Annotated in this window: 16 protein-coding genes; 8 read left to right on the forward strand and 8 right to left on the reverse strand. The window is 58.1% G+C overall.

The genetic code is table 11. The annotated features are described in order from the left end of the window. Positions 1-44: 44 nt before the first annotated feature. The 3 genes from ELY25_RS07770 to ELY25_RS07780 are packed head-to-tail and all read right to left on the reverse strand — an operon-like array spanning position 45 to position 1,932. Positions 45-263, reverse strand: a complete 219-nt coding sequence (locus tag ELY25_RS07770; protein WP_126950696.1) for a DUF1653 domain-containing protein — start codon at positions 261-263, stop codon at positions 45-47. Then, entirely contained in the window at positions 260-1,117 is an 858-nt protein-coding gene (gene tcdA, locus ELY25_RS07775; RefSeq protein WP_126950697.1) for a tRNA cyclic N6-threonylcarbamoyladenosine(37) synthase TcdA, read from the reverse strand. Before tcdA ends, ELY25_RS07770 begins: the two co-directional genes overlap by 4 nt. Positions 1,118-1,128: 11 nt before the next feature. Further along, a complete protein-coding gene (locus tag ELY25_RS07780) occupies positions 1,129-1,932 on the reverse strand; it encodes a pseudouridine synthase (protein ID WP_126950698.1) in 804 nt (267 codons plus the stop codon). 194 nt (positions 1,933-2,126) lie between these two features. Between ELY25_RS07780 and sodC the strand changes: the two genes are divergently transcribed. The 6 genes from sodC to ELY25_RS07810 all read left to right on the forward strand — a co-directional run bounded on the left by sodC (position 2,127) and on the right by ELY25_RS07810 (position 9,634). After that, positions 2,127-2,660, forward strand: a complete 534-nt coding sequence (gene sodC, locus ELY25_RS07785) for a superoxide dismutase family protein (protein ID WP_126950699.1) — start codon at positions 2,127-2,129, stop codon at positions 2,658-2,660. A gap of 214 nt (positions 2,661-2,874) precedes the next feature. Further along, positions 2,875-4,338 carry a carbon starvation CstA family protein gene (locus ELY25_RS07790; RefSeq protein WP_126950700.1) on the forward strand — a complete coding sequence of 488 codons (1,464 nt, stop codon included), beginning with the start codon at positions 2,875-2,877 and terminating at the stop codon, positions 4,336-4,338. A gap of 162 nt (positions 4,339-4,500) precedes the next feature. Further along, complete coding sequence (locus ELY25_RS07795; RefSeq protein ID WP_126950701.1) at positions 4,501-5,331, forward strand: ATP-binding cassette domain-containing protein; 831 nt, start codon at positions 4,501-4,503, stop codon at positions 5,329-5,331. Beyond that, positions 5,331-6,206, forward strand: coding sequence for an ABC transporter ATP-binding protein (locus ELY25_RS07800; RefSeq protein ID WP_126950702.1), 876 nt, complete (start codon positions 5,331-5,333; stop codon positions 6,204-6,206). Before ELY25_RS07795 ends, ELY25_RS07800 begins: the two co-directional genes overlap by 1 nt. A gap of 130 nt (positions 6,207-6,336) precedes the next feature. After that, positions 6,337-7,857: an ABC transporter substrate-binding protein gene (locus ELY25_RS07805; RefSeq protein ID WP_126950703.1), complete on the forward strand. Its 1,521-nt coding sequence runs from the start codon at positions 6,337-6,339 to the stop codon at positions 7,855-7,857. 13 nt (positions 7,858-7,870) lie between these two features. Beyond that, positions 7,871-9,634: an ABC transporter permease subunit gene (locus ELY25_RS07810; protein ID WP_126950704.1), complete on the forward strand. Its 1,764-nt coding sequence runs from the start codon at positions 7,871-7,873 to the stop codon at positions 9,632-9,634. Between the two features lie 95 nt (positions 9,635-9,729). Here ELY25_RS07810 and bfr read toward each other — a convergent pair whose 3' ends face one another. From bfr to lptF, 5 genes are all read right to left on the reverse strand, one after another. Further along, positions 9,730-10,215: a bacterioferritin gene (gene bfr, locus ELY25_RS07815; protein ID WP_126950705.1), complete on the reverse strand. Its 486-nt coding sequence runs from the start codon at positions 10,213-10,215 to the stop codon at positions 9,730-9,732. Between the two features lie 181 nt (positions 10,216-10,396). Beyond that, positions 10,397-10,603: a bacterioferritin-associated ferredoxin gene (locus ELY25_RS07820; RefSeq protein ID WP_126950706.1), complete on the reverse strand. Its 207-nt coding sequence runs from the start codon at positions 10,601-10,603 to the stop codon at positions 10,397-10,399. Positions 10,604-10,762: 159 nt separating this feature from the next. Further along, on the reverse strand, positions 10,763-11,212 hold the full coding sequence (locus ELY25_RS07825) for an RDD family protein (protein WP_126950707.1): 450 nt from the start codon (positions 11,210-11,212) through the stop codon (positions 10,763-10,765). Further along, the gene (lptG, locus tag ELY25_RS07830; protein ID WP_126950708.1) at positions 11,205-12,275 is read right to left on the reverse strand and encodes an LPS export ABC transporter permease LptG; all 1,071 of its coding nucleotides are present in this window, start codon (positions 12,273-12,275) and stop codon (positions 11,205-11,207) included. The genes ELY25_RS07825 and lptG overlap by 8 nt, the downstream gene beginning before the upstream one ends. Further along, positions 12,275-13,348 (reverse strand): LPS export ABC transporter permease LptF, encoded by a 1,074-nt coding sequence (gene lptF / locus ELY25_RS07835; RefSeq protein ID WP_126950709.1) that lies wholly within the window; start codon positions 13,346-13,348, stop codon positions 12,275-12,277. Before lptF ends, lptG begins: the two co-directional genes overlap by 1 nt. Before the next feature lie 122 nt (positions 13,349-13,470). Between lptF and ELY25_RS07840 the strand changes: the two genes are divergently transcribed. Both ELY25_RS07840 and ELY25_RS07845 read left to right on the forward strand, forming a co-directional pair. Beyond that, positions 13,471-14,988 (forward strand): leucyl aminopeptidase, encoded by a 1,518-nt coding sequence (locus ELY25_RS07840; RefSeq protein WP_126950710.1) that lies wholly within the window; start codon positions 13,471-13,473, stop codon positions 14,986-14,988. Positions 14,989-15,157: 169 nt separating this feature from the next. Beyond that, complete coding sequence (locus ELY25_RS07845; protein ID WP_126950711.1) at positions 15,158-16,264, forward strand: branched-chain amino acid aminotransferase; 1,107 nt, start codon at positions 15,158-15,160, stop codon at positions 16,262-16,264. Positions 16,265-16,301: the final 37 nt, after the last annotated feature.

The raw sequence follows: 16,301 nt of genomic DNA on the forward strand, positions 1-16,301 counted from the left end.
TTTTTTCTGAGCAAAGAAGATGTTGAGGAAAAAGCAAAAGCCAACTAAAACGCTTTCTCAAGTGCGAAGCGTGGCTGGGTGTGGCCCTCTTTGATGACAGCCTCAGTAAACATCTCAAGGGGACGAACCCACATCCCGTAGTCGCCATACAGGGCGCGGTAAACCACCAGCGGTTCTTCGGTCTCGCTGTGCTGGGCGGTGCCGAGCACTTCGTAAAGTGCGCCTTTATAGTGGCGGTAAATACCGGGAACAGGGGCAGTCATTCGCTTTCCTTTTGAGTAGCTGGCTGGTTGGCTTTTTTGGCCAGGCGTTCAAGCACCTTGGAGGCCGCGACAAAGCCGAACGTGCCGGTGACGAACGTCGCCGCGCCAAAGCCGGAGGCGCAGTCCAGCCGGGTGGCCTCACCGCTGTCGGGCTTTTGCAGGCACACTTCGCCATCGCTTCCGGGGTAAACCAGTTGCTCGTCGGAGTAGACGCACTCGACCGAGAAGCGGCGCTTGGGGTTACGTGAGAAGTTGTAATCACGGCGCAAGCGCGAGCGCACCTTTGCCAACAGTGGGTCGTGCTCGGTACGGGTTAAATCGGCAACCTGAATACGCGTAGGATCGGTCTGCCCTCCGGCAGCACCGGTCACGGTAATCGGAATCTTGCGCCGCTTGCACCAGGCGATCAGCGCCGCCTTGGCAATTACGCTATCAATGGCGTCCACCACGTGATCGGCGTCATCGGGAATGCGCTCGGCAAGATTGGTCGGCGTGACAAACGCGGTGTCAGCGACAATCTCGATCTCAGGGGCGATCAGGCGGCAGCGATCGGCCAGCACGTCTACCTTGGGTTTGCCGATAGTGCCATCCAGCGCGTGAAGCTGGCGGTTGACGTTGGAAACACACACGTCGTCCAGATCGATCAGAGTGAGTTTGCCGATACCAGAACGCGCCAGCGCTTCCACCGTCCAGCTGCCAACGCCGCCTACGCCTACGACCACCACATGGGCATGGCGAAATGAGGTGGCCGCGCGCTGCCCGTAGAGGCGCCGAATGCCACCAAAGCGAAATTCATAATCAGCCGAGGCCGGTGAAGGCGTTGCTGGCGTGCTTGTTGAGGTGGTCGAGGACATAGCAGGCTTACTCATAATTCTTGAACAGACGGAACTTGAACCGATACTTCCTGAAGAGCAGAAGACGCGGCCAGCGGTAGCGTACGCACGCTATCCAGCGGCAGGTGCCCGGCCCACCCCAGGTGATCAAACAGCGCGGCCGTTATTTCATCCAGCGCGCAGCTAATGGCTAGCCGCGTTGCCACTACTGGGTGGTCGAACGCCAGGTAGGTCGCCGCCAGCAAAAGGCGCGGTGCGCCGAGCTGCTCGGCAAAAAATCGGTTGTGGATACTTTTACCATGCTTGGCGTCACCAATAATCGGGTAGCCGCGCCGCGACAGGTGGCGGCGGATCTGGTGGCGACGTCCGGTGAGCGGTCGAGCTTCCACCAGCGAATAGCGCGCGCTCGGGTAGCGGTCGACCTGTACCGGCAGTTCCACACTATCCAGGCGGCGAATATCGGTCATGGCGGGCATGGCCGGCATCTCCGCCTTGGGCCGTGTGCCGTCCTCTTCACGCAGCGGATAATCCAGGCGCGCCTGCTCGGGGGCTTTACCACGCACCACCGCCAGATAGCGCTTTTCGACTTGGCGTTCGCTGAACGCTTCGCTTAACAAGGCGGCAACACTTGAAGAGAGCGCAAACACGATAACGCCCGAGGTGGGCCGGTCAAGCCGATGTACGGGATATACCCGCTGGCCCAACTGGTCGCGCAGCTGTTGAAGCAGAAACTGGGTCTCGCCCCGGGCCAGTGCCGAACGATGCACCAAGAGCCCTGAGGGCTTATGCACCGCGACAAGGTGCTCATCCTGATAAAGGATTCTAAGGGCCGACATAGCGCTTCCTGGGGAAAAACAAGGCGCTATTGTCGCGGCTTGGCGGGCAGATGTCATCCACTGCCGGAGGATTTAACCGCCAATCACCTGGGGATGCTTGTGGCAGGCGGGGTTGGCGGAGTCGTGCAGAGCCAGCTACCTTGAGTAACAACGCTTAACCCGCGTTTCCATGGATCAGGAAAGGAGAGTTCATCATGCGTATTGCAACCACGCTTACCGGTATTGCGGCTTCACTGCTGCTTGCCTCCACCGCCCACGCCAACGAAACCTTGGATGTCGATATGCACAAGGTGAGTGTGGATGGTGTTGAAGAGTCCATTGGCACCATTTCGCTGGAACAGACCGATGACGGCTTGCTGCTGACGCCTTCGCTAAGCGATCTTGAGCCCGGTGTTTACGGTTTTCACGTGCATCAAAATGCCAGCTGTGAGCCAGCTGAAAATGATGACGGCGAAATGACAGCCGCTCAAGCCGCTGGCGGCCACTACGACCCCGAAGAAACCGGCACCCATCAGGGCCCTTATGGCGATGGTCACTTAGGCGACCTGCCCGTGCTGACGGTTAACGATGACGGCGAAGCCAACCTTCCCGTGCTGGCGCCGCGCCTGAGCATGGAAAATATGCCGGGGCGTGCGCTAATGATCCACGAAGGCGGCGACACATACTCCGATGAGCCCCACCTGGGCGGCGGCGGTGGTCGCATGGCATGCGGTGTGGTTGAGTCGTAACACCACGACTACTCACCATTGCAATATTAACGGGCAGTTATACGCTGCCCGTTTTCTTACCAGTATTCGCACTCAACCCCAGTGGGCAACTAAAGTCTTAAAGCGATTTGTCGCATGACTCTGTACATTCAGCCGGTCTAAATAAGCGTGCTGACCGAATATTTTCTGCATGCTTATCGCTCTTCACTATCCCCCTGACCATTGAGTGCCCAAAATGATTACCTTTATCGTATCGATACTGCTGTTGATCGTGGGTTATTTTACCTACGGTAAATTCGTTGAGCGGGTCTTCGTCACTAATCGCAAACGTCAGACGCCTGCCTTCAGCATGCGTGACGATATCGACTACGTGCCGATGAACACTACGCGCAACTCGTTAATTCAGCTTTTGAATATTGCCGGTGTCGGGCCTATTTTCGGGCCCATTCTGGGCGCGCTTTACGGTCCGATTGCCTTTGTATGGATTGTGATCGGCTGCATTTTTGCAGGTGCCGTGCATGACTACCTGACCGGTATGATCTCGATTCGTAACCACGGCGCTCACCTGCCCCAACTAGCGGGCAAGTTTCTTGGTAAGGCCATGAAGCACGTGGTGAACGGCTTTGCCATTCTGTTGCTGCTGCTGGTAGGCACCGTGTTTGTCACGTCGCCCGCGGCGCTTTTGAATAACATGACGTCGATTTCACTGACCGTGATTATCCTGGCGATCTTTGCCTACTACCTGATTGCCACGCTGCTGCCCATCGACAAGGTGATTGGCCGTATCTACCCCTACTTCGGCGCACTGCTGCTGTTCAGCGCGGCGGGTATCGGTATCGGCATGGTGGTCACCGGCGCACCCATTCCTGAGCTTTCATTCCAGAACATGCACCCGGAAGGTGCCCCCATCTTCCCGCTGCTGTTCTTGACCATCTCCTGCGGCGCGCTTTCCGGTTTTCACGCCACGCAAACCCCGATTATTTCGCGCACCACCGAAAACGAGACCAACGGGCGCAAGATCTTTTACGGCATGATGATCACCGAAGGCGTTATCGCCATGATCTGGGCGGCGGCGGCCATGAGCCTGTTCCACGGTGACCAAAGCCTTTCTGACGTGCTGGCGGCGGGCGGCCCGGCGGCTGTCGTCAACGAAGTGGCCACCACCATGCTGGGCGCCGTTGGCGGCACGCTGGCGGTACTCGGCGTTATCGTTCTCCCGATCACTTCGGGCGACACCGCGTTTCGTAGTGCGCGCATGATCATTGCCGACTACCTGAAAATCGACCAGCGCCCGATCGTCAAGCGCCTGCTGATTGCCCTGCCGCTGTTTGCGATGTCCTACATTCTGACCCACATGGACTTCACCCTACTGTGGCGCTACTTCTCCTGGGCCAACCAGACGACCGCCGTCATCGCCCTGTGGGTGGCCACCATGTATCTGGTGCTTTCACGCAAGCCGTACCTGATCACCTCGATCCCGGCGGTCTTCATGACCATGGCGACCTTTACCTATATCGCCTACGCGCCGATTGGTTTTGGCCTGCCGCTGCAGTGGAGCTACGCCGCCGCTGCCCTCGGTACCCTGATCTGCATTGCGCTATTCATGAAGCGTGTACGCCGCTTGAGCCGCGCAACCTTTGCGGTGGACGAGCCGGCCAATAACTTTGGTGAAGAAGCGCTGGCCACGGCCAGCAAGTAATTACCCATTGCCAGGCAGCCCGCTGCCTGGCCGTTTTCAAGCGCTGAGTCTTCAGCGCTTTTTTTATGCCTGTGAGTTAACGCCTCGTATTGCTGACCACATTAAAAACGTTATATCATAACGATTACTTACGATTTAATGGCTTAGCTTGAGATGTTGTCCATGTGCAGCAACCCCGTATTATCCGTGCGTGACCTGCGCATTCAAATTGGCCACCAACCGGTCGTCGAAGGGCTCTCCTTTGATGTGATGGCGAATGAGCGCGTGTGCCTACTCGGCGCATCGGGATCGGGGAAATCGTTTACCGCGAAAGCAGTATTAGGGCTTTTGCCCCCTAATGCCCACGTCCAGGGCAGCATTCGCCTTCATGATCAGGAAGTCATCCACACCCCTGCTGCGCAGCGCCGCAACGCAACCCGCGTATCCATGGTGTTTCAGGATTCGCTCTCGGCACTTAATCCGCTGGTGACTATCGGTTCTCAGTTGCGCGAGCCCTTCACGCGCCACCACGGCCTATCACGCAAGGCGGCCGTGCAGGCAACCGTTGCATTACTTGAGGCCATGGGCCTTCCGGACCCGCAGCGTTTGATCAAACGCACGCCCGCCGAGCTTTCCGGTGGCCAGCGCCAGCGCGTATGTATTGCGCTTGCCATGGCCTGTAAAACCTCGCTGCTCGTGGCCGACGAGCCCACGACCGCCCTGGATGTCGTCACCCAGGCGCAGGTGCTCCGCGCCCTGCGTGAACATACGGGTAAAACGGCCACATCGCTGCTGTTTATCACTCACGATCTTCATGCAGCCGCCCAGCTCTGCCAACGCGCCGTGATTATCGAACGCGGCGCAATGATCGAAAGTGGCGCGTTGGATACGCTGATTACCGCGCCACAGCACCGCTTTACTCAAGAACTGGTGACCGCGGCACACAGCGTACAGCCCGCCGAGTTCACGAGCACGACCGAACCTCAATCCGTTGACTACTTAAAGAGCGCCTGATGCAAAGTCCCATACCGTTTAGTCTTCAGGAAGCATTCGTGGGTAGAGAAGCATTTATATCGGCACGCGGACTTAATAAAAGCGTCACGCTGCCGCGCGAGATGTTCTGGCGAGCGGGTGAGCGCAAGCGGGTAATGCGCGATATCGACCTCACGCTTTACCCCGGCGAACGCGTGGGGCTGGTGGGCTTGTCCGGCTCGGGCAAAACCACCTTGTTGCGCTCACTTCTGGCCATTGAAGCACCTGATAGCGGATCGATTACCTGCCAACATAAAGCGGTGCGCCCCGCGTCTACAGCCCGCCTGCGCTGGTACCGCCAAGCAGTTCAGTATATTCCCCAGGACCCGGCGTCTTCACTTGACCCACGAATGAGCGTGCGCGCACTGGTTGCCGAGCCGCTGATTCGGCTCAAGGTAGCGTGCGACCCGATTGAGCGCGCCCAGGAAGCGCTTGAGCAAGTGGGTTTAGGTGCTCCGTTTCTGGACCGCAAGCCTCATGAGCTTTCCGGTGGCCAAGCGCAGCGGGTAGCGATTGCCCGGGCGATAGCCACGCGCCCGCGTTTTTTACTGGCCGACGAGCCGCTTAGCGGGCTTGACCTGCCGGTGCGCGCTCAGGTGATCAACGTGCTTAAAAAGCTCTGCGATGAGAACGGTACAGGCCTGCTGATGGTATCGCACGATTTATCCGTGGTCGCCAACCTTTGCAAGCGTACCTTAGTGATGGATGACGGAAAGATTGTTGAAGACCGCCCCACCGCAGAGCTTTGGCGTACGCCTCGCCACCCCATAACGTTTGACTTGATCAAGGCAGTCTCTCAGTTGCCCACCTGCGCTTACCCGCACTGTAATGCGGCCGATGTGGAGGCGCTTTTATAGCGGGCTGTTAAAAAACCATCCGTGACTGATACCCCGTTTCGCCAGCGTGGCGGTTAAGCGTTTGCCTACGCACGTCTGATGGCTGTTTTCTTTTAGCTTTTACTTATATTCCTGATGTGGAGACTTTCCAATGTTACGCCGCAAGCTTCGCCTATCGTTACCCGTTGCCCTGGCCACCCCGTTTCTCCTCGCTGGTTGCTTTGATGACCAGCGCGATGCTGTCTCGGCCTCACCAGACGCCGATGAGCGTATTAGCGTGGCGATGCTTCAGCCGCCACGTTCAGGGTTGAGCCCATTATCCGACGACGCTTTTAAACTATCGCGCTGGAGTAATGCTGAAACCCTGGTTCGCCTGGATGCTAACAGCGACCCAAAGCCATTTTTGGCAACCGAGTGGGAGCAGGTGGATGATCAGACGTGGCGCTTTGTGATTCGTGACGGCGTGGCTTTCCACGATGGTACCGAGCTGACCGCCAATGATGTGGTGAACTCCCTGACCGCCGCGACCCAGGCGGCCCCCAAGCCGCGTATTCTGGATGGTGTCAATATGACCATTGAAGCCGATGGCGACAATGCCGTACTTATACGTACCGAGAAAGCCGACCCGCTGATTGCTAACCGGCTTTCCAGCCCGCAGCTGGCGATCCTGGCGGCCAGTGCCTACGGCGAAGACGGCCGGGTGAATCCTATCGAAGCGGGCACCGGCCCTTTTGTACTTAAAGAGATCAACGGCACCACCAGCGCCACGCTTGACCGGTTCGGCGATTACTGGGGCGAACCCGCCGCGGTTGCCGGTATTGACGCTGACTACGTCTCCGACGGTACGGCGCGTGCCGCTGCACTAAGAACCGGCAACGCCGACGTGGTGGAAGCCATTCCGGTGTCTCAAGTGGCGCTGCTTGACCAGGCGCTTGTCCACGAAGTGCCCATGCCGCGCACCAATACGCTCTACCTGAATACCCAATCAGGCCCCATGGCCGACCCCGGCCTGCGCGCGGCCGCCCGGGAAGCGATTGACCGTGCCGCCATTGTCAATACCATCTACGAAGGGCGTGCCGATATCGCCGAAGGCCTGCTTGGCCCGGCGCTGGCCTGGGCAAGCGACTACCGTACTCAGATTGACGACCGCACCGAGCCTACCGCACCAAATGGCGCTGAAATTACCCTGGCGACCTTTACCGACCGGGCTGAGCTGCCGGAAGTGGCCGTACTGCTTGAGCAGCAGTTGACCCGGGCAGGTTTCAAAGTGACGCAGGAAGTGCGCGAGTACGCACATATCGAGTCTGAAGCCGTGGCGGGTGAATTTGACGCCTTTATTCTGTCGCGTGCTACCGTGCTCGACTCTGGCGACCCGGTGGCCTACATGTATAGCGACTTCGCTTGTGAAGGCTCTTTCAATATCGCCCAGCTTTGCGACCCAGCCGTTGATGAGGCGCTTGCCAACGCGGCAGCCCAGCCTACCGGCGAGGCGCGTCGTCAGGCAATTATTGACGCCGAAGCTGCTATCCTGCGCACCGATGCCGCGATTCCGATGCTGCACGAGCGGGTCATTCAGGGCGAGTCGGCGCGGGTTGCCAACGCGGAGCGCGACCCGCGTGAGCGTATGCTGATCTCCGAAAAGACCACACTCGACACCGATAGCGAGTCTTGAAGGCGCGCCACGCATGATTAACGCAACATCACTGCGTCTATGGCGCAGCCTACGCATCGAGCCGCTTATTCCGCTGTTATCGCGCTTGGTGACGCTTACCGGCGTCGTGGTTTTGGTGGGCCTGCTACCCTGGCTTTCGGGTCGCGACCCGGCGTTGAGCATCCTGCGGGCGCGCTCTGCCGAGCAGGAGGCAACACCTGAAGCGCTGGCCGCTATTCGTACGCAGCTGGGCCTGGAGTCTGGCCCCTTGGAGATGCTGCAGCGCTGGCTAATGGGGCTTCTCCATGGCGATGCGGGCAACTCTTGGATTTCAGGCGCGCCGGTGCTACCCGGCATGCTGAAAAGCGCCCAGGTATCGCTTACCCTGATGGGCTTTGCCATGCTGGTGGCCGTTGTCACCGCAACGCTTATCTGCCTGCCGGTGGTTCGGCGCGGTTTACGCGGCCAGATCAGCCGTTCGTCAGGTGCCGTGGGTGCAGCATTAACGGCTCTGCCCGAGTTCCTGCTTGCCTCGTTGCTGCTGGTGGTGTTTGCCGCCTGGCTTAACTGGCTGCCGCCTTACGGCTGGCGCGGCTTGAGCTACGTGGTGCTTCCGGCACTAGCCCTGGGCCTTCCCGCCGGTGGGCTTTTGGGCCGCCTGTTCAGTGATGGCCTCTCGGCCACCTTTACCGAGCGTTGGGTAGCGACCTGGAGCGTGGCAGGCTTCTCTCATCGCCGTATCACGCTATCCGTTCTACGCCGTACGCTACCCAGTCTTATGCCCCAGGTGGGCATGGTCATGGTGGGCTTGACTGGCGGCGCGATTGCCGTCGAACAGGTGTTTTCGATTCCGGGTCTGGGTCGGGCCACCCTGGGTGCGGCATCGGCCCAGGACATGCCTGCACTGCAAACCGGCATTCTTATTCTGTTGGTGATTGCCATTGTGCTGGGCAGCCTTGCCAATATGGGTCGTGCCCTGCTGTTGGGCCGGGCATTTCGCCTGGGTGCCCTGCCCGTTGCCCACAGCGAGCAGAGCGTGTCGCGTCGAACGTGGATCGTCCCGGCCGTCGCGATCATACTGCTGTGCGTGCTAGTGGTGGCAGGTATTACCCGCGACCCATTCAGCTCCGCCTTTATGCGCCTTGAAACACCCAGCCTTGGCCTTCCCTTGGGGGCGGACGGGACCGGGCGCGATATTCTGGCACGGGTGGCGCATGGCGCGCTGTCTACGATTGGCATGGCGATTGTCGTGGTATTTTTCACGCTGATTCTGGGGCTGCTGATTGGCCTGGCGCCGAGGCTTGCCACAGGGCCTATCGAGATCACCAAGGCGACGCCACCGACCATTGCGGGTCTTATCGTTGCCGGTTTGATCGGGCCCAGCACCAGCGGCGCGATTATTGCCGTTACAGCCGTGGCCTGGGCGCCGCTTGCCGCACATACAGCGGCGCTGGTTACCGAGGCAAAAGCCCAGCCACACGTGCGGATAACGCCGATTCTTGGGGTGGGGCAACTGCGCTTGATGAGTCGTTATATTCTTCCCGCGGTGATTGGCCCGGTGTTTCGCCACGCCATGCTGCGCTTGCCGGGGGTCGCCCTGGCGCTTGCGGCATTGGGCTTTCTGGGCCTGGGGCCGCGCCCACCCTCGCCAGAGTGGGGATTAGTGCTGGCTGAAGGCATGCCTTATATCGAGCGCGCGCCCTGGGCGGTGCTGATTCCGGCGCTTGCGCTGGTGCTGCTTTCGGTACTTGCCGTGTCGCTTTCAAGCTTTGTAGGCTCAAGCAAGTCAGCCCGCTAGATGGCTCACGCAGATGATCAGGCAAAAAAACGCCCCCGAAATATTCGGGGGCGTTTTCGTTTTAGCAGCGCATGAGCGGCTTTTAAGCGGCGCGCCTACTCATGATCGCCTGCCATCTGCATCTGGCGCAGCATGTAGTTCTGGATGCCTACCTGCTCGATCAGCTTCAACTCGGTCTCGATATGATCGATGTGATCCTCTTCATCGGCGAGCAGATCGCGCAGCAAATCACGCGTAACGTAGTCTTTCACGCTCTCGCAATAGGTAATCGCTACAATGTAATCATTGCGGCCGTCATGCTCGATGCGCAGATCACTTTCCAGCATTTCTTTAACGTTTTCACCAATGTGCAGCTTACCCAGATCCTGCAGGTTGGGAATGCCTTCAAGAAACAGAATACGCTCGATCAGCTTGTCAGCGTGCTGCATCTCTTCAATGGACTCGTCGTATTCCCACTTGGCGAGCGCTTTCAAGCCCCAATCCTTGTACATTTTGGCATGCAAAAAGTACTGGTTGATGGCAATAAGCTCGTTGCCCAAGGCCTTATTGAGATGCTGGATTACCTGGGGATCACCTTTCATGACGTCACCTTTCTCGCTGCAATGCTGACAGTTAATCTGACCAATCAAGCAGTTACGTTAATGAAGGAGTATAGGCCATACAAAGGCATACTCCCAGTTTTCTGAGAGTATAGAGAAGGCAAAGAAAAATTCAAATAAATCAGTTATTTGCTAACGATAACCCTAACAAGAGTGATTCGCGTCACACAGCGTAAGCGAGACTCATGTCAGCTTCCATACGCACTTCTTGAAGCGCTTCTTTGGTCAGCGATTTGGCAAAGCAGGCGCACTTGCCGCACTGGGTGGCACAGCCGGTGGCTTCACGCACTTCTCGCCAGCTGCGCGCTCCGTCGCTCACCTGCTGGCGTATCTGATGATCGGTTACTCCCTTGCACACACAAACGTACATGGCGACACCTCATAAATTACATGAGGTGAATGTAAATGATTCGCATACATTTTATCAAGTAAAAAATGATGCCTAATAGCAGTGATTGCCTTTCACCTAATAAGCAGCCCAACCAATACAACTACTTATCCGTTACTTTCTCAAATGTTGATATATAGATTAACGCTTAGGCAGTAAAACAGTACGGGTATGAGAGGCCATATCCGGCCAGCTACGGCGCTGGCGATCAACAATCACCCACCAGTAGCCAAGACCTAAAGCCGCCAGACAGAGCCAGCCAGTGGCGCAGCGCATCAGGCACTGTTTAAGGGAGAGGGGTTGGCCGTTGAGCGTTTGCACCTGAAGCCGCCAGGCCTGCATGCCCAGCGTCATCCCGGCGCGACGCCAGAAAAAGCAGAAGAAAAGTGTAGTAGCCACCACCAGTAAACCGCGCAGGCTCCACACCCCCAACGCAGAAGCCCATACAGCTTGGGCTGGCCGACCCAGCACCTGTTGGAAAAACACTAAATGCAGCGTGGTAATCACCAACCAGAGCGCCAGTATCAGTACGCCATCATAGAGCAAGGCGCCCAGGCGGCGCCCTAAACCGGCAGTTACGTGACTAGCCATTGCGGCGCAGGAAGTATACACCCACAAAGACACACACAAGTGTAGGTACAAGCACCGCCCATACAGGGGAAAAACCAAAAATGGTGGAGGCCGGAGCCAGCAGATCCTGAATATATTTAAACGTAAGTCCTGTGATTACGCCGTAAAACACTCGCGTGCCCGCCGCCACGGTACGCAGCGGACCAAATACGAAAGAGGCGGCGATCAGTACCAGTGAGCCCATGGTGAGCGGCATCAGCATTTTCTGCCAGAAGTAGAGAAGCGGTCGATCTGCCGTCAACCCCTGGGCCTGAAGGTAGTTGGCATAGGCCCACAGTTCGCTGGGCGCCTGGCTTTCGATATCACGCAGCAGGCGCTCGAGCTGGGTAGGGGTAATATGCGTTTCCCAGAAGGCGCTTTCCTGAGTATCTGATTCGGTATAGTCATCATAGATGCGCGTGGTGGTAATGTTTTCAAGCCGCCAGGCGCCCTCTTCCCAGTGCGCGCGCGAAGCGTGAGTAGCTTCCACCAGACGGCGCTCGTCAAACCGGTAGCGGGTCAGGTCAAGCACCACATCGTCAGCACGAATGGCGCCAAACCGGTAAACGCTGTCACCTTCAAACTGCCAGCCGCTGCGGCTGGCGGGCTGGGCGTTTTCACCCTGGCGCTGTTCAAGGCGCCACGCTTCGGCAAACTGCTCGGTACGTGGGCTTACAAACTCGGCGACCAACAGTACAACCACCACCACGACCAGCACCGGCTTCATCACGCCCCATACAATGCGCGCAAGCGAGCGCCCGGCGGCGCGCATGACGGTAAGCTCGTTACTGGAGGCCATGCTGCCCAAGCCAATCAGCGCGCCAATCAATACTGCCACGGGGGCGTACTGATAAAACCGCCACGGCATGCGCATCAGCAAATAAAACAGTACATCCAGCGCCGAATAGCCCTCTTGTACTTTACTTAACTCACCAATGTAGGCAATGGTGATATCCAGGCCTAGCAGGACAAACTGAACAATAATAATCGCACCCAGAACGTTGCGGGCAATATAACGATCCAGGCGGTCGGCCAGTGTCAACATTAACGCATCCCCTTACGCTGTGAGCGCCATAAAAGCAGCAGCCCTAATCCCAGAAACAGGAGATGAACCGGCCAGACACCTATCACTGTTGGCAGACTGCCACTGCCAATGGCGTCCACCGCCGCCAGCAGCAGACTCAAATAGGCAACGTACAGAAAGATGGCGGGCAGCAACTTGCCAAACCGACCCTGACGCGGGTTCACCCGGGAGAGCGGCTGAGCAAGCAAGGCCAGAATAAAGACCATTAGCGGAAGCCCGGTTCGCCACTGAAACTGCGCTTGGGCGCGCGGGTTAGGGTCGTGCCACAGCTCCTGCGTTGTGGCGTACTCGAGCGAATCAAGCTCCTGAAGGCTGCGGCTTAGGCCAAGGCGCATGGTATAGCGCTCAAAGGTCAACCGTTGGGCATCGTTTTGCCCCGGCATTACGCCGTAGCGCTCGCCATTTTCCAGCACCAGAAAGCGGCTGCCCGTTTCGACGCGGGTTTCCTGATACCCGGAGCCCGCCCGTGTCACGAAGCTATGCGGGCTTTCAGGACCGGGCTGCTCATGAACCAGCACCTCTTGCATCTCAGTGCCATCGCTACTGAAATCGCTGATATAGGCCGTCCGCCCACCACCGAAATCCTGAAACCGCCCTGGCGCCAGCACTGAAACATCCAGCCGGCTGCGCTGCTCCTCAAGGGTGGCGGCGGTCTGCAACGCCCCGGCCGGGGTTAGCCACAGGCTGCAAAGGGCGACTAATACCGCCACAATAGAGGCAGGCAGCAGCGTGACCCGTAAAAGGCGCAGCGGGCTCATGCCGCAGGCGACCATTACGGTGATTTCGCTGTTCATATAGAGCTGGCCATAAGCCAGCAAAATCCCCAGGAAAAACGCCAGCGGTAGCACCAGCTCCATAAAGCCCGGCAGGTGAAACATCATCAGGCTGCCTAGAATGGTGACCGGAAAATCGCCCTCTGCCGCATCTGAAAAGTAGCGGATAAAACGACTGCCCATGATGACCAGCAGCAAAATGCCGGCGACCGCCGACATGGTGAGTAACACTTCGCGAGTTAAGTACCGAAATAAAATCAACGCCCTCTCCGGCTAATCATGCAGGATGCCATGCAATGCACGCATGGCTTGGGTACACTAAACGAACACTCAGTACGGGGCATTATCCCGAATCCCTCGATGCTTGTCTTGTTGGAGACGTCATGGAATTTTCCGTTCAGACCGCCAATCCGGCCAAAGCCGAAACGGCTTGTCTCGTCATCCCCCTTTTTAAAGGTAGTCACTTACTGCCCACGGCAGCCAGCCTGGACGACGCCAGCGAGCGTTTAATCTGCCAATTGCTTGAGCGTGGCGATTTCGACGCCGCCCTTGGTAATGTGCAGATGATTCCTTTTGCGCCTGGCCTGTGTGCCGAGCGGCTTTTATTAGTAGGCCTCGGTGAGCGCGAAAAGTGCCAGGAAGCCGCCTTTTTAAAAGGCCTGGACGCGGCCATGACAGCACTTGCCAAGCTGTCGGTGGATGAAGCAAGCATCGCGTTTAATGATGTTCCCCTTGAAAGCCGCGACAGCAGCTGGAAAGCCCGCAAGGTGCTGGAAGCCGCTGAGCGCGCGGTCTATCGCTTTGATCAGTTTAAGTCGCAGCCCGCACCTTTAGCGAGTCTTAAAGCGCTCACGCTTTTTTGCGAGCCTGAAAATGCCACGCTTGCCAAGCAGGGCGCCCGCATTGGCGCTGCTATCGGCCAAGGCATTAACTACACCCGCACGCTGGGCAACCTGCCGGGCAATGTGTGCACGCCGCGCTACCTTGCCGAACAGGCCGAAGAGTTGGGCCGGGCATCTAACGGCGCGCTAGAGGTCGAAATTCTCGACGAAGAGGCCCTGGGAGCGTTGGGCGCAGGTTCCTTGTTGTCCGTGGGCCGGGGCAGTAACGAGCCCACCCGTCTGATTGTCATGAAGTACAACGGCGCGGCGGAGCGTGAAGAGGCGCCCCACGTATTGGTGGGCAAGGGCATCACCTTTGATACCGGCGGCATTTCGCTGAAACCCGGCGAAGGCATGGACGAAATGAAGTTCGACATGTGCGGTGCGGCCAGCGTGTTTGGCACCGTGAAAGCAATGTTGGCTATCAAGCCCAAGCTCAACCTGGTCTTCATTGTCGCCGCCGCAGAAAATATGCCGGACGGCCTGGCGACAAAACCGGGCGATATCATTAAAACGCTCAAGGGCCTGACGGTTGAAGTATTGAATACCGATGCCGAAGGCCGCCTGGTGCTGTGTGATGCATTGACCTACGCCGAGCGCTTCAAGCCGGCAAGCGTTGTAGATATCGCAACGCTCACTGGTGCGGTCATTGTTGGCCTGGGCCACCACGCGACCGGCCTGCTCTCCAATGACGACGACCTGGCGCTCGATTTATTAGAAGCGGGCGAAGCGGCCTGGGATCGCGCCTGGCACTTGCCCCTTTGGGATGAGTATCAGGAGCAATTGGAATCCAACTTTGCGGATCTGGCCAATATCGGTGGACGCCCGGCGGGTACGATTACCGCGGCCTGCTTTTTGTCGCGCTTTGCCGATCACTTCCCCTGGGCGCATCTGGATATCGCTGGTACCGCCTGGCATTCAGGCAAGCAGAAAGGCGCGACCGGCCGACCGGTCGGCCTGCTGACACAATACCTCCTGGACCGTGAAGCTGACGCCCAGGTAGAAACCAGCGTCAATTAATGACCTGATTGAGTGCTTGATGGTTGCCTTTCAAGACGACAACCGTTAAACCTGAGAGTATTTAAACTTGAGAGTATTAGCGTGTGCCACTCCTTTATGGCACACGCTACTCCTGACGATATGCTTACATTCGCCCTTCGGGGCCTGGCTCTAGCGGAGAAAACACGCCGTGCCCACTAGCTCTACATCATTTGAAATCCTGCCGTCCAATCAGCCGACGGCTGACAGTATCCGTGACAACATTCTGGCCAACCCAGGGTTTGGTAAATACTTCACCGACCATATGGTCAATGTCCGCTGGACGATCGACGCCGACTGGCACGGCCATCAGGTGCGTCCCTACGGCCCGCTGACCCTCGACCCGGCCGCCTCCGTACTGCATTATGGTCAGGAAATTTTTGAAGGCATCAAGGCCTATCGTCATGCTGATGGTTCGGTCTGGACCTTCCGGCCTGAGAAAAACGCCGAGCGTTTCCGGCGTAGCGCCCGCCGTCTGGCGTTGCCGGAGCTTTCTGACGAAGACTTCATCGGCTCCATCAAGGCACTGCTGGCCCAAGACCATACCTGGGTACCCACGCCGTCAAGCGATGCCGATGAGTGCAGCCTGTATCTTCGACCGTTCATGATCGCTTCAGAAGCCTTCCTGGGTGTGCGTCCGGCTCACGAAGTCGATTACTACGTGATCGCCTCCCCGGCGGCGTCCTACTTCAAAGGCGGCATCAGCCCAGTTTCCATCTGGCTCTCCTCTCACTACAAGCGTGCAGCCGCGGGCGGTACGGGGTTTGCCAAGTGCGGCGGTAACTACGCGGCCTCTCTCGCTGCCCAGAAGGAAGCCGAGTCTCACGGCTGTGGCCAGGTGGTATTTCTTGATGCCGCTGAAAGCAAGTGGATCGAGGAGCTTGGCGGCATGAACCTGTTCTTCGTCTTCAAGGATGGTCGTTTAGTCACCCCACGCCTCACCGATACCATTCTGGAAGGCGTTACCCGCAACTCGGTTCTGACGCTTGCCAAAGATGAAGGCCTGACGCCTGAAGAGCGCCCGATCAGCATTGACGAATGGCGCGAAGGCGCGGCTTCCGGCGAAATCACCGAAGTGTTCGCCTGCGGCACCGCCGCGGTGATTACGCCGGTGGGCGAGCTGGTTACTGAAAATGAGCGCATTCGCCTGAACGGCGACGGCGGTAACGAAGTGGCCATGCGCATTCGCAAGAAGCTGCTCGACGTCCAGTACGGCCGTAGCGAAGACAAGCACGGCTGGCTGACTCAACTGGTGTAATGCCCCTACCGCCGCCAGCAATGGCGGCGGCTTTGGA

The organism is Vreelandella populi (assembly GCF_003989825.1).
Lineage (GTDB): Bacteria > Pseudomonadota > Gammaproteobacteria > Pseudomonadales > Halomonadaceae > Vreelandella > Vreelandella populi.

Coding starts and splice junctions, on each gene's coding strand:
- ELY25_RS07820 (WP_126950706.1), bottom strand. CDS start 10,603: ATGTACGTTTGTGTGTGCAAGGGAGTAACCGATCATCAGATACGCCAG.
- tcdA (WP_126950697.1), bottom strand. CDS start 1,117: ATGTCCTCGACCACCTCAACAAGCACGCCAGCAACGCCTTCACCGGCC.
- ELY25_RS07825 (WP_126950707.1), bottom strand. CDS start 11,212: ATGGCTAGTCACGTAACTGCCGGTTTAGGGCGCCGCCTGGGCGCCTTG.
- ELY25_RS07810 (WP_126950704.1), top strand. CDS start 7,871: ATGATTAACGCAACATCACTGCGTCTATGGCGCAGCCTACGCATCGAG.
- ELY25_RS07795 (WP_126950701.1), top strand. CDS start 4,501: ATGTGCAGCAACCCCGTATTATCCGTGCGTGACCTGCGCATTCAAATT.
- ELY25_RS07790 (WP_126950700.1), top strand. CDS start 2,875: ATGATTACCTTTATCGTATCGATACTGCTGTTGATCGTGGGTTATTTT.
- ELY25_RS07840 (WP_126950710.1), top strand. CDS start 13,471: ATGGAATTTTCCGTTCAGACCGCCAATCCGGCCAAAGCCGAAACGGCT.
- bfr (WP_126950705.1), bottom strand. CDS start 10,215: ATGAAAGGTGATCCCCAGGTAATCCAGCATCTCAATAAGGCCTTGGGC.
- ELY25_RS07805 (WP_126950703.1), top strand. CDS start 6,337: ATGTTACGCCGCAAGCTTCGCCTATCGTTACCCGTTGCCCTGGCCACC.
- ELY25_RS07770 (WP_126950696.1), bottom strand. CDS start 263: ATGACTGCCCCTGTTCCCGGTATTTACCGCCACTATAAAGGCGCACTT.
- sodC (WP_126950699.1), top strand. CDS start 2,127: ATGCGTATTGCAACCACGCTTACCGGTATTGCGGCTTCACTGCTGCTT.
- ELY25_RS07800 (WP_126950702.1), top strand. CDS start 5,331: ATGCAAAGTCCCATACCGTTTAGTCTTCAGGAAGCATTCGTGGGTAGA.
- lptG (WP_126950708.1), bottom strand. CDS start 12,275: ATGTTGACACTGGCCGACCGCCTGGATCGTTATATTGCCCGCAACGTT.
- ELY25_RS07780 (WP_126950698.1), bottom strand. CDS start 1,932: ATGTCGGCCCTTAGAATCCTTTATCAGGATGAGCACCTTGTCGCGGTG.